Annotated in this window: 1 pseudogene; it reads right to left on the minus strand. The window is 39.6% G+C overall.

Annotated features, from left to right (window positions below):
- Positions 1-38: 38 nt before the first annotated feature.
- A pseudogene (locus H5201_RS23665) lies at positions 39-235 on the minus strand (IS3 family transposase); the annotation flags it as partial.

A 235-nucleotide genomic window follows, 5' to 3' on the forward strand; every position in this document is an offset into this window, starting at 1 on the left:
CGGAGTTTTTCAAGTTAGTTGTCGCCTCAAGTTAAATTTTATGCCACCCGCATTTCTTCTTTTTTCTCAGGATTTAAATTTACTTCCTTAATTATTGACCAATCGCGTGATTTTCCTGACCAACGACCAGGGTTATTCAATCTAGCCGCATCGTTTACCTGCTGGCGCTTGGCTAATATTTCTTTATCTAAACCTAAGTGACGCTGATTTGGCGTGACAAATTTTATACCGCTGT

The sequence above is a fragment of the Pseudoalteromonas sp. SG43-6 genome, assembly GCF_014164365.1.
In the GTDB taxonomy this organism is placed as follows: Bacteria; Pseudomonadota; Gammaproteobacteria; order Enterobacterales; family Alteromonadaceae; genus Pseudoalteromonas; species Pseudoalteromonas rhizosphaerae.